Genomic DNA, 13212 nt, shown 5'->3' with positions numbered 1-13212 from the left:
CACGGCGGCGGCCTCGGGGCCGAACCTGGCGACGGCACAGGCCAGTCTGTGCACGAGCGCGGCCGTGCGCTGTGCACGAGCGCGGCCGTGCGCGGGTCGGCGAGCTGCTCGCAGGCGGCGTCGGCGGCCTCGGGCAGCCCGCCGACGACGGGGTCCGCGCCCCGGGCGACGAGGTCCAGCCGGGTGGGCTCATACGGCGGAAGCTCGGCGTCGAGGGCGAAGATCCGGTGCAGGGTGTCCGGGTCGGGCATCTCGTCGCGTACGGCGAGGGTGGGGATCTGGGCCGCGTAGGCGCGCAGGTTGGCCAGCGGGCTGGCGTCGATCACCCGGACCACCGCCGTGTCGCGCTGGAGTTTCTGGAACAGCCCAGCGCCCGGCGCCTGTTCGCGCAGGACCGAGCGGGTGGCGAGCACGGTCGCGCAGCGCCGGACCAGTTCGTCGCTCGCCTCCGCCACCACGTGCTTGGCGGCCAGGGCCCACACGCTGAACACCTCGGGTACGACGTGGACGCCCCGGGCGGCGGCCAGCGCGACCGCGTCCGCCGCCAGCAGCGCCGCCGAGGCGACGGCCAGTTCACGGCGGGCGTGGGGTGTCTCGGCCAGGGGCGTGCCGGAGGTGCGGCGCCCTTCGGTGATACGGCGTTCGTGGGCGAAGCCCAGGGTGAGGCGCAGCGCGCTGTCCGCGATGCCCAGGCTGCCGGCCATGCTCATCAGGCGGACGGCCTGCTGGGCGAGGATGGCCACTTCCAGGCCCTCGCCGACCTTGCCCACCAGGGCGTCCTCGGGCACCGGAAGTCCAGTGAAGCGCAGCCGCGCGGTGTCCACGCCGCGCATGCCTCCGGTGCGCGGGGCGGATTCGCGGAGCAGCCCGTCCGCCTCGGGATCCAGCAGGTATGCGGAGAACGCGCCCGGCCCGCGCTCACCGGTGCGGGCCACCACGTAGACGGCCTCGCACCGCATGCCGTTGCCGACCATCCACTTCTCGCCGTGCAGCCGCCCGTCCTCGTCGAGGCGCACCTCGCCCGCCAGCAGATCGCTGCCGTGCGCGGCCTCGGTCAGGGCGAACCCCACCGAGCCGCCACGGCTCAGGATCTCCGCCACCCGCCGACGCTGCTCCTCGCTGCCGTGCAGCTGGAGGCAGGTCGCGGCGATGATGCTGAACATCGTGCCCGGCATGACGTTCACGTCCCGGCGGGCCGCCGCGCGCACCAGGGTCAGGCTGCGGTCGAACGAGTCGAACGCACCGCCCCACTCCTCGGGCAGGTAGTTGAGGTGGAAGCCCGCCGAGACCAGCGCGCGGCACAGGTCGTCGGGGTGGGCGTCGACCTCGTCCCGGGCGACGGCGGCGGCGAAACCGTACGGGTTGCCCGAGTCCCCGGGATCCCCGAGCAGCTTCTCCACGTCCCGCGGTGTCAGCCCGCTCATCCGGCGGCCTCCATGAGGGCGGCCGGCTCCATCGGCACCGGGCGGTAGTCCGCCGCGGACGCCGGGATGGTCACGCCCGCGGTGGCCAGCTGGGCGATCCGGGTGTGGAAGGCCGCGCCCCGCATCAGATGGTGCGCCACATCGGCCACCGTCCTGTTCTCGGGGGTCTTGAGATAGCTGCCGGAGACCCAGGCGTTGAAGCTGCCCATCGCCGGGCCGCACCAGATCTGGTAGTCGGCCTTCCGGTCGGCCTGCCCGGTCACCGCCCAGCGCGAGGCCATGCCCAGGTACCAGCGGAACACCAGCGCCATCTTCCGTTTGGGGCTGTCGGAGGCCCGGCGCAGCTGGTCGGGGTCACGCCGGCTGAAGTACTCGACACACTCCTTCCAGACGTCCTCCAGCGGACGCCGGAAGACCTGGGACTCCAGGCGCTCGCGCTCCTCGTCGGGCAGTGCGTGCAGGCCGTCGTACGCCTGGTACAGCCGGTACAGCTGCTGGGCCCGCATCGCGAACATCGAGCCCCGGCGCAGAACTTGGAGTTCCACGCCCATCTCGAACATGTCGGCCGCCGGCGCCATCACGCAGTCCGTGACGTCCGCCTGCGCGAGCAGCGCGCGGGCGGCCGAAGAGGTACCGGACTCCAGACACGACTGGTTGACGGAACCCGTCACCACATAGGCGGCGCCCATCGCGAAGGCCGCGGCGACGGCGGTCGGCGTGCCGAGGCCGCCGGCCGCCCCGACCCGGATCGGGGTGGTGTAGCGGTGCTCGTGCTGGATGTGGTCGCGCAGTCGCAGGATCACCGGGAAGAGCGCCGGGAGCGGACGGCGGTCGGTGTGACCGCCGGAGTCCGCCTCCACGGTGATGTCGTCGGCTAGCGGCAGGTGGTGGGCGAGCCGCGCCTGCTCATGGGTGATCAGACCGTCCCGCAGCAGGGTGTCGACCAATGTGGCCGGTGCCGGGCGCATGAACCGCTCGGCGGTCTCGGCCCGGGACACCTTGGCGATGACCTTGTGGTCGGCCACGATCCGGCCCGAGGGATCCCGCCTGAGCCCGGCCAGCCGGTAGCGGACCAGATGCGGCGTCAGACCGAGGAAGGCGGAGGCCTCCACACACCGCACGCCGTGCCGCAGGAACAGCTCGACCGCCTCCCGCTCCAGCCGTTCCTCGCTGGGACTGTGGATCAGGTTGACGGCGTACGGCAGCCCGGGGATCTCGGCGGCGAACCGGGCCAGCGCCTTCTCGATGGTCCGCGGCAGCAGGCCGGCCGCGCCGAAGGAGGCGAGGAAGCCCTGCTCGGCCAGGGCGATCACCAGGTCGGCGGAGGCGATACCGCCGGCCATCGCGCCGGCCATGTACGACTGCCGTACTCCGTGCGCGACGCGGAACTCGACGGAGCCGAGCCGGTGCGGGGGCAGGGCGGGGGCGGCGGCCAGGATGCCCGGCCCGTCTCCGCCAGGCGCGGCCGTGCCTCCGGCGGCCGCGCCGATGCCCTGCGCCGTGGACACGATGAAGCAGGGCTGCTCGACCTGGGACAGGACCTGGTGGATCCCGGCCGGATCGACGCTCGGGTACCCGTCTCCGTACCAGCGGAGCGGGGCCTGTGTCGTGCTCATGGGTAGACGATCTCCTCGGCTCTGCCGGACGTCAGTCGGCTTCGGGGCGGACTTCGATGGCCACGTCGGTGAGTTCGTAGATGCGCAGGCCCGGCTTCCACAGATCCGCGTCGGCGATCAGCAGCAGCCGGTCCGCCTGCCTGCGGACCTCCTTGACGTGCACGTCGAAGAACAGCTCGCGGTCGTCGCGCAGGATCTGGCCCCGGTACTTCCAGGACATCTCCACGTCGGTGGCCATGGCGAAGCGGGGCCGGGGCATGCCCTCGGCGAGGTTCTGCTCCAGGACGAACAGGCGCATCGCCTGCAGCACCGCCTCGACACCCAGCGAGCCGGGCATCACCGGGTCGCGGTGGAAGTGGCAGTCGAAGTACCACTCGTCGGGGCGGATCCCGCGGTGCCCGTGCAGGTAGCCCGCGCCGTGGCGGCCTCCGTCCGCCACCAGGTCGACCCGGTCCACCAGGTCGAACCGGCCGCCGGGCAGGTGGAGTTCACCTGAGGGGTCCTGGAAGACGGGCGAACCCTCGCCCAGCTCGATGCGCTTCACGCGCTGAGCCGCCGGCTGCTCCGCCTCGATCCACGGCTGGACGTAGGTGCCGCTGTCGAGGCCCACCTGGTTGGAGAGGGCGGCGGCGTTGAAGTACCCGAACAGCGACTCGCCGGTGTAGAAGACCTCGCCGTCGGCGGACAGCTCGTAGGAGAAGTTCTGCAGCACCGCTCCGGACACCACGCTCGTCATCAGCAGCTTCGAGCGGTGGCGGACGGTCTTGCCGCGCAGGTCGATGTCCTTGACCAGCGTGGCGCGGCCGTCGAGGTTGCGGATGGAGTACTCCTCCTCGGGCTCGCGCAGGGTGGCGCCCAGGTAGTAGCCGAGGAAGATGGCGGCCTGCAGCGAGCTCTCCATGTACACGCAGTTCGGCATGTACGGCGAGGAGTTCTCGCGGTAGTACCAGGCGTCGTCCGGCGAGTCGTACTCGGTGACCATCTCCGAGCCGGGGCTCAGGTCGCCGCGCGTGCCCTTGAGGGACATGACCCGGTCGACGAACTGGAAGTCGCCGTTGGGGATGTAGGGGGCGCGGGAGTCGCGGTAGATCTCGAATTCCGGGCCCATCGCCATGTCCAGCAGGCCCTTGGCGGAGTGGGCCAGGTGCAGTTCGTTGATCATGGCGGGCTCGCCGTCGCGGTTGCGGCGGCCGAGGAACTCCGGGACGCCGCCGGTCTCCGGCCGGTACGGCGTGCCGGGCTTCTCCACGATCTGCAGGCCGAGGTTCTGCATCCGCACCACCGGCTTGTCCCCGAGGTAGATCAGGACGTCCGCGATCACCGTGGGCCTCGGCAGCAGGGTCAGCTCGGTGACCTCCACCTCGTAGCGGATCTCGGCGTCCTTCGGGGTGACCTGGCCGCGCACCTGGACATCGATGCGCCGGTCGGTCACCGTCTGGAAGCGCGCGTCCGGCAGCGTGAGGTGCATGCCCTGGTGCATCAGGTAGATCTGCAGCAGCTGGACGGCACCCTCGGCGATCAGGGAACCGGCGAGCACCGGGTCGTCCGGGAAGTGGCAGGTGAAGTACCAGCCGTCCGGCTGAAGATGCTTGACGGCACTGAGCGAGCCCAGCTCGCACGGCCCGCCCTTGCGGTCGATGCTGACCTCGTCGACCATGCGCAGCCGCTCGTCCGGCAGACGCAGCGCCGGGTTGATGCCCGGGTCCTGCGCGTGGTCGGGGCCGAAGACCTCCCCGGGCTTGCCTTGCGCGAGCAACTCCAGGTCGCCTGCGTCCAGTTGGTGCTTCCGGGCGTAGGCGAGGGGCTTGAACGTGCCCTTCGGCAGGGCGGCGCGGCGGGCCCGGTCCTTGTCGGTGAGGACGATGCCGAGCGGGGTGTCCAGCTCCTGCTTGCTGAAGAAGCCTGCGCAGGCGTCCCGGAGTTCGAGGATCAGCTCGTCGTCCGCGTAGCAGTCGTAGCTGAAGAAGAAAATCGTGGTGTCGCCCTGGTGGACGAACCGGTCGATCGAGATCTCGTAGCGGAGCGTCTGCCCGGTCGTGGGCAGTCCGCCGCGGAAGGTCAGCGAGCTGTCGAGCAGCCGGTAGACCCGCTCGCCCTTGTTGCGGAAGTCGATGCCGAGGTAGCTGACGAGCAGCAGGTCGCACTGGCCCGACTCCACGGTCACCGCGGGCGGCACCCCGCCGTCTACGGCGTACCAGGCGTCCTCGGGCACGTGGTACTCGGTGGTGATGCGGGAGGGCTCGAGGACACCGGGCTTGGCGTCCAGCTCGGTGACCCGGGTGACGAAGTGGTACGGCGGTGCCGGCAGCCGCACCCGGGCCGCGAAGGTGTCGATCTCGGCGAACTCGGGGCCGAAGACGTTGGCGAGGGAACCGGTCGCGAACTCGAGCAGGTCGGCCTCGTCCCAGATGACGCCCTCGATCACGCCGTCGTGGTCCTCGCCCTGCGGTGGCGTCGCGGGCGGCGGAGGCGGCGGGGGCGTCGTGGCGGACCCGCCGGGCAGCGCTGCGGGGCGGTCGGCGGCCGGAGGGGATACGGCGGGTGGTGCTGGGCGGTGCACGGTCACGGGCGGCGCCGGGGCGGGCCGGGCGCCGGCCGACTGTGCGTCGAGCAGGGCCTCGGCGCGCTCCAGGGTCGCGGACTGCAGGACGCGGTGCGTCTCCATCACGACGCCGTGGGCGGCCAGCATGCCCTGGCGCAGCTCCCGCACCAGGTCGGCGGTGGGCCTTCGGCCCGGGCCGGCCGACGGTCCGGGGGCCGGGGCGGTGGCGGGTGGGGTGGCTGCGAGCGGGGTGATGGACGACGGGGTTGCCGGGGGCAGGGCGGGCACGGACGGGGCCGTCGCGGTCGGGGCGCCGGCTACGGGTGGCTGCGGGCTGCCCCAGGGAAGGGCCGTGATGGGGTCCCCGTCGAAGGTGATCACCTCGGAGACCTCTAGCGTCGGATCGGCGGGCATGGCGGATGGCTCCTCCGGCGGAACGGACAGGGCGGGGACGGGAGTGGGGGTGGGGACGGGTGCGGCGGGATAGGTGGGTCCGGCAGGCGTGGTGGGTCCGGCGGGCGTGGTGGGTCCGGCGGGCGTGGTGGGTCCGGCAGGCCCGGTGGGTCCGGCAGACCCGGTGGGCAGCGCCGTGGCCGACGTGCGGGTGACCGGCTGGGGAGTGGCCGGTGTGGGATGCCCGGTGGTCGGGGGCGGGGCCGTCTTGTGGGGTGTGTGGGTCGGGGTGGCCGGTTGGGGGTGGCCGGTGGTCGGGGCTGTGGCCGTTTCGTGGGGTGTGTGGGTCGGGGTGGCCGGTTGGGGGTGGCCGGTGGTCGGGGTCGTGGCCGTCTTGTGGGGCGTGTGGGCCCGGGCGTTTGTTTCCGGGCGGCCCGTGGCCAGGGCCGCGGCGGCCTCCCGGGCGATGCGGTCCGGGATGGGCTCGCCCTGGCCAACCCGGGTCGCGGGCAGGCGACGGGCGGCCGGTACGGCGGCGGGACGCTCGCTCTGAGCCGTCCGCTCGCCCTGAGCCGTCCCCAGCAGGGCCGCCAGGTCGACCGGCAGCCCGTGTCCGACGAGCCGGGCCATCAGGTGGGCGAGCGGGGTCGTCGCCGGGACGCCGCGGCGGTCCACGCAGGCGGCCACGTGCGGTGCGTCGCCGAGCGTCTCCCGTATCCACCGGGAGCAGGTGGCGCCCGGCCCCACCTCGATGAAGTAGCGGTAGCCGCGCTCGTACGCCGCGTCCACCAGACGGGGGAAGTCGATCGTCGAGCGCAGGGTCGTCGCGATGCGCCGCGGGGACTCGCCGAGCCGCTCGGCGGGCAGCGGCAGGTAGTCGTAGGCGCTGAACAGCTCCAGGTCCCCGAAGGAACCGGTGGGGTAGTCGTTCAGCCGGGCCAGGCCGTCGAACTCGGCGTCCACCACCGGGCAGTGCATGACCACGTTGACCGGGGAGCGGGCCGCGCGGCAGCCCAGTTCCCCGATCAGCGCCCGGCACTGGGCCGGGTCACCGGCGATCACCAGTTCCTGCGGCGTGTTCACATGGGTGAGGTGGACCCGGTCGTAGCGGGCGAGCGCCTCGCGAACGGGGCCGGCGGGCGAGAGCAGTACGTGGGAGGCCCACACCTCCTCGTCGGGGATCTCGTCGCCCAGCCCCCACAACTCCCGCACGGTGCGCCGCGGTCCGCACAACCGGTCCTTGAAGACCGGGCTGTCGCTGATCAGCGAGTCGCTGCGGCCGACCGGGTCCCAGCCCCCGGTCGCGAACAGCATGCTGGACTCGCCCAGGCTGTAGCCGAACCCGCCGTGCGCCGTGACGCCCAGGACCTCCCGCACCAGTGCGGTATACAGGATCGCGAAACTGGTGCCGGTGGCGAGCATGAACGGGACGTCGTCGCCGAGCCGCTCCTCCAGCCGCATCAGGCCACGCCGGTCGAGGGCCTCGCGGGTGCGCGGATACAGGTGGGCGGCGCGCAGCATCCGGGCCGGCTGGGCGGCCTGCCGCTCGAAGCGGTCGAGCAGGGCGGGGAAGGCGCGGAAGAGATCAGCGCCGAGGCCCGGGTAGCTGTTGAAGGCACCCGGGTAGACCAGGGCGACCCGTCCGTCGGGGCCGATGGGCCGCGGGGTGAAGAAGGAGCCGGCCGGGGTGGCCCACTCCTTGCCCTCGGCGTGCGCCACGGGCAAGTCCCGGGCCGCCAGCTCCAGTTGCCGTGCCAGCCCCTCGCGGTCCTGGCCGACGAGGACGGCGCGCAGGCGCTTGTCGCCGAGTTCACCGGCGGCTTCCCGGGCGAGAGCGTGCGGGTCGGCGCCGTCGTCGAGCAGCGCGCGGTACCGCTCGGCCTCCGCGGCCAGCCCGTCCGGCGTCCCGGCTCCGAGCGCCAGCAGCACGGGACCGCCCGCCCGGTACCAGTCGGCGCTGCGGCGGGGGCGCTCCGCGTCCGGTACGGAGGAGAGGACCACGTGGGCATGGGAGCCCGAGGCGCCCAGCATGTCGACGGCGGCATGACGGCGGCCGTCCGCCTCCTCACGCAGCCAGGGGCGCGAGGCGTCCGGTACGTAGAGCGCGGAGGCGGCGAAGGCGTCGGCGAGATCGCCGGCGGGGCGCTTCCAGCCGGGGGTGCCGGGCAGGTACGCGTGCCGTACGCACAGCACGGCCCTGATCAGGCCGGCCAGCCCGGCCGCGCAGCCGGTGTCGCCGATCTGCGCCTTGACGCTTCCCAGGGCGGTGGTGCCGGTACCGTCGGCGTCCGCTCCGTAGACCCGCGACAGGGCGGTGATCTCGGAGCGGTCCGCGTCCTCGGTGCCGGACGCGTGGGCCTCCACATAGCCCACGTCGGCGGCCGCGACGCCCGCCTCGTCCAGAGCCGCCCGCGTGGCCTCGGCCAGCTGTCCGGCGGACGCTGCGGGCATCGAGCCGGTCGCCGGGGCGTAGCGCACGGCCACCCCGTCGAGGCGGGCGTACACCCGGCCCCGGGAGGCGTCGGGACGGGTGACGACCAGGGCGCCGGCGCCCTCGCCCACCCGCCGGCCGCGGGCCCCGTCGTTGAACGCCAGCCCCGCCTCGGCCGCGAGTGCGGGCCCCACGAGGAGGTTCTCCGCCGAGCCGGCCAGATCGACGGCGGCGACCAGCACCGCCTCCAGATCCGGGTCGAGCAGCAGCAGCCGCGCGACCTCAAGAGCTTCGGCGGTGCCCGCGCCGTCGGCGGAGAGGGTGAACGACGGGCCGGTCAGGTTCCACCGGGAGGAGATCCGCCCGGCCATCACATTGCCGATGTAGCTGAGGACTTCGTTGGCGCCGATCGGGTCCACGACGGCGTCCCGGGACACCTCGGTGAGCGCCGCCCGCTGCTCCTCGGTCAGCTGGACGCCGGCCTTGTCGAACTCGCGGCGTAGGAACGCCCCCAGCCCGTACCGGCTCAGCCGGGCATGCGTGTACGGCTCGATCTCAGTCACCGCCACCACGGCGACGCGCCGGGGTTCGGGGGTGTCGCGCGCCCCGGCGCCCAGCCGGTAACCGGCGTCGCGCAGCGCCTCGTCGGCGACCTTGGTCACCAGCGCGTGCTGCGGGTTGTAGATACGCAGGTCGGACGGCGGAACCCGGAGCTGGACGGGATCGACCTCCACGCCGTCCACGAACGCTCCGTGCGGCGCGCCGCCGGTCAGCCCGGCCTCCTCGAGGGTTCCGCCGTCGGTGCGGTCCAGGCCCCGCCACCGCCGCTCGGGCAGCGGCCGCAGGTCGTGCTCGCCCCGGTGGACGGCGCGCTCGAAGGCGTCCAGGGTGTCCAGCGACCCGAAGTGCGCACCGAGGCCTACGACGTCCAGCGCGGGCAGCGCGGCCGACTCGGCAGGAGTGGGCGCGCTGACCGCCTCGGGGGACGACAGCACGACGTGCGCGTTGGTCCCGCCGAACCCGAACGCGGAGACCGCCGCCCGCCGCGGACTCGGCCCCTCGGGCCAGGCCCGGGCGGACCGCACCAGTGCGTCGCCGCCGACCCGGCCGTCCTGGGAGGAGATCGGCTGATCCACGCCGATGGTCGGCGCGATCGTGCCGTCGTCCATGGCCAGCACGACCTTGAGCAGACTGCTCAGACCGGCCACGGTCAGCAGATGCCCGATGTTGCCCTTGACCGAGCCGAGCAGCGGCACCTTGCCGTACGGGCCGAAGAACTCGGCAAGGGACTCGGCCTCGGTCACGTCCCCGATCGGCGTGCCGGTGGAATGGCACTCCACGTAGTCGATGTCCGCCGGGTCCACACCGGCGTCGGCGTAGGCGCGGGCCAGCGCGTCCAGCTGCCCGCTCTTGCGCGGTACGAGCGGGTGGCGTCCGGTGCCGTCGTTGGACAGCCCGATGCCGTCCACCACGGCGTGGATGCGGTCGCCGTCGCGCAGCGCGTCCGCCAGGCGCTTCACCGCGACCATGCCGGCGCCCTGGCCGGTGACGATCCCGCCGGAGCGGCTGTCGAAGGGCTGGCTGAACCCGTTCTCCGGATAGGCGTGCAGATCGGAGAACGACAGGTGGATCAGTGTCGGATCGGGGGCGCAGACCCCGCCCGCCAAGACCAGGTCCACCTGCCCCGAGGCGAGGTGGCCGCACGCCAGGCCGAGCGCGTACAGCGCCGACGAGCAGGCCGCGTCCAGGCAGTAGCGGGGTCCGCCGAGGCCCAGCGCGGCGGCGGTGACCGCGGCGGGCGATCCGCTCACCCGCAGGTTCTCCGGTATGACCGCCTGACGGTCGATCAGTGGGCGCCCACCCGGCAGTGCGGCGAGCTCGGGCAGGCCCGCGCGGCGCAGTCCGGCGAGCACGGCTTCCTGCGCCAGCGGAACGCTGACCTCGGCCGACGTCGGCGTCGGGAAGGAGTAGTTGCCCATCACCAGGCCGGTGCGGGAGAGCGTCTCGGGCCGGTCGGCCAGGCCGCAGTCCCGCAGCGCCTCCCGGGCCGCGTACATCGACCAGTGGAAGATCCGGTCGAGGCCCGCCAGGTAGCCGGCGTCCAGACGGTAGCCGCTGGGGTCGAACTCGAAGTCGGTGATGAACCCGCCGCGCCGGGAGGTGATGCGGTGGCGGGGGTCGAGGTCGCGCTCGTCGAGCGCCGCCCCGAAGATCTCCTCACCGCCGTCACGGCGGCTGTCGATGCCGCTGCGCAGGTTCTGCCGGAACTGCTCGGGTGTCCGGGCGTCGGGGAACAGGCAGGAGATCCCGACAATCGCGAACTTGCTCATGGAACTTGGTCCCTCGTTTCTTTTTGGCTCGTTCGCCTCCGGGGCGCTCCAGCCGGTGTCGACAGCCCGAACGTGCTCAGCCCTTCGGGCCTTTGCGCGTTCGGCCTCTCGACACCGGCGCGCCCCTACGGCTCACTCGCTGGTTCCGGGGACCCGGCGGGGGCCTCAAGGAGGCCACCCGCCGGGCCCGCCAGTCCGGGTGTCGGCTCAGCGGCTCGCGAACTTGGCGGCCAGCTGCGGGGTGGACACGAGGGACAGCCCCGCGAACCGGAGCAGCACGTGGCCGTCCGGGGCGCAGGCCGAGACGTCGACCGTGGCGGACGTACCGTTCGCCGAGACCGGCTCCACGACCACGACGAACGGCTCGCCGTCCGGCAGCGCCTCGTACAGGTCGGCCCGCGCCACCGACATCGGCAGGCTCGCCGTGTCGCGGTGCCGGCGCATCCACACCAGCGCGGCCTGCAGCAGCAGGTCGGCGGTGCCGGGCGCGTACCGGCTGCTCGCGAACGCACCGCCCGCGGGCCGGTGTTCCGGCAGCCCGCACTCGATCACCAGGCGCGACTCGTCGTCCCGCAGCACCCGGCGCAGACCGCGCAGCGACTCGCCGTGGAAGAGGGTGCCGTCGGAGTAGAGGGCCTGCGCGTCGCTGCCGCCGCCCAGGGCGGGCAGCCCGGTCACGCGCTCCGGCTGCGGCCGTGCGCCGCCGCCGAGGAGCACCCGCGCCGCGTAGTGCGGGCGCACCGTCCCGTCAGCAGTGGTCGAGCGGATCGCTACGTCGGCCTCGGCGCCGTCGGGCGTCGGGTCGAAGGAGAGCTGGAACCGGCTGCCGTCGAGCGAGTCGTCGAAGATCACACCCTTGTGGACCGCGAAGTCCCGGATCTCCGCGACGCCGCTCCCGGTCAGCCGCTCGACGGCGCCCGTCGCCCAGCCCAGGGCCGCCGCGGCGGGCAGCACGGGCGCATCCCCGATGACATGGTCGGCGACGAGCGGCTCGCCGATGAGGGACGCCAGGTCCCGCTCCAGGACGACCGGCGACGCGGGCGCGGCCTGCTCGCGCTCGGACAGGGGCGTGGTCGGTCCGAGGACCGTGACCACGTCACCGCTGCGCTCGGGCGCGAACTGCTCGGCGAAGAGCCGGACTCCGGTGTCCTCAGGAATGAGGCTGATCCCGCGCTCCTCGAAGACCGCCTTGATCTGCGGCGACACCATGCCGCTGTCCCATGCGCCCCAGTTGAGGGACGTCACGTGGGTCTGCGGGTGGCTCCGCTTCCAGGCGGCCGCCCAGGAGTTGAGCACCTCGTTGGCCATGGCGTAGTCCGACTGGCCGCGGTTGCCGAAGAATCCGGCGACCGACGAGAACAGCACGACGTGCCGCAGCCGGTCGGCGGGCAGCGCGGCGACGACCGAGCGCAGACCGCCCAGCTTGACGGAGAAGACACGCTCGATCTCGGCCGCCTTCTTCGCGGAGATCAGCTGGTCCGCGAGGACGCCGGCGCCGTGCACCACACCGGTGATCCGCTCCTGGTACGGCGCCAGGGCCGCGGCGGTCGCGGCGGCGTCGGTGATGTCCACCGCCAGGTACTCGACCTCGCTGCCCACGGCCCGGATCGCGGCCAGAGTCTCCCGCACCTCGCGCTCGCCGACGACCGCCTGGTAGAGCTGCTCCACACGCTTGGGGGTCGGCTTCTCGTCCGCCTGCTTCAACTGATCGACGGCGGCGGCCTTCAGGGCGCCCTGGTCGGTCAGCCCGCGGGCCCACGTCGGCTCCTCACCCAGTGCCGTACGGCCCAGGAGCAGCAGCCCCGGACGGTGCGCGGCGGCGAGGGCCCAGGCGCAGCGGGCGGTGATGCCGCGTCCGCCGCCGGTGACGACCAGCAGGTCGTCGGAGGTGAGCGGCACGGCGTCCGCGCTAGGAGCGGCCGGCTCCTCGCCGAGGGTCAGCGCGACCCGGCGCACTCCGTCACGGCCCACCTGCACCGGTCCGGCCGCGGCGTCGTACACCTCGTCCAGCACCAGATCGGCGGCCTCCCCGGCACCGAGCGCGGGCGTCAGGTCCAGGGCCCGGCAGAAGAGTTCGGGCGCCTCCACCGCGAGGGTCTTCACCAGACCGCCGACGCCTCCGGCGGGCACCGCGTCCTCGGCGACCCCGCCGAGACCGAAGGTCCCGTCCAGCTGGGTGACCGTGACGAACGCGGCCCGCTCACCCGTCGCCGCGGCGGCCGTCAGCGGGCCCACCACATGCTTGGCGATCAGCAGCGTGTGCGCGAGCCTGCGCACGCCCTCGGCCCAGGCGAGAGAGTCCGCGGCGGCGAAACCGAGGACAAGGTGCACTCGGTCCGTGCCCAGCTCCTCGAGGCGCGAGGCGAGTTCGCCCGCGCCCCAGCTCGAGAGCGCGCCGTCCGCGCCGCCGCTGATCCGCTGCGGCACGCCGGGCAGCCGCAGCACCCGCAGCTGCCAGCCGGCGGCGACGAGCCGG

Annotated in this window: 4 protein-coding genes; all 4 read right to left on the bottom strand. The window is 73.5% G+C overall.

The genetic code is table 11. The features are described from left to right. On the bottom strand, positions 1-1424 hold a 1424-nt coding region (locus CLM62_RS38095), incomplete at its 3' end, for an acyl-CoA dehydrogenase family protein (RefSeq protein ID WP_095754464.1). After that, a complete protein-coding gene (locus CLM62_RS38090; RefSeq protein WP_095754463.1) occupies positions 1421-3040 on the bottom strand; it encodes a PfaD family polyunsaturated fatty acid/polyketide biosynthesis protein in 1620 nt (539 codons plus the stop codon). The genes CLM62_RS38090 and CLM62_RS38095, both read right to left, overlap by 4 nt. A 31-nt stretch (positions 3041-3071) precedes the next feature. Continuing rightward, complete coding sequence (locus CLM62_RS38085) at positions 3072-10736, bottom strand: beta-ketoacyl synthase N-terminal-like domain-containing protein (RefSeq protein ID WP_095754462.1); 7665 nt, start codon at positions 10734-10736, stop codon at positions 3072-3074. A gap of 207 nt (positions 10737-10943) precedes the next feature. Beyond that, positions 10944-13212 (bottom strand): SDR family NAD(P)-dependent oxidoreductase (locus tag CLM62_RS38080; protein ID WP_143659218.1); only part of this gene is annotated, 2269 nt, incomplete at its 5' end.

Source organism: Streptomyces sp. SA15 (assembly GCF_002291145.1).
Classification (GTDB): domain Bacteria; phylum Actinomycetota; class Actinomycetes; order Streptomycetales; family Streptomycetaceae; genus Streptomyces.
This window is presented reverse-complemented; position numbering and strand designations above follow the sequence as displayed.

Bases quoted from the DNA above. Each gene is read 5' to 3' on its own strand.
- CLM62_RS38090 (WP_095754463.1), bottom strand. From the start codon at position 3,040: ATGAGCACGACACAGGCCCCGCTCCGCTGGTACGGAGACGGGTACCCG.
- CLM62_RS38085 (WP_095754462.1), bottom strand. From the start codon at position 10,736: ATGAGCAAGTTCGCGATTGTCGGGATCTCCTGCCTGTTCCCCGACGCC.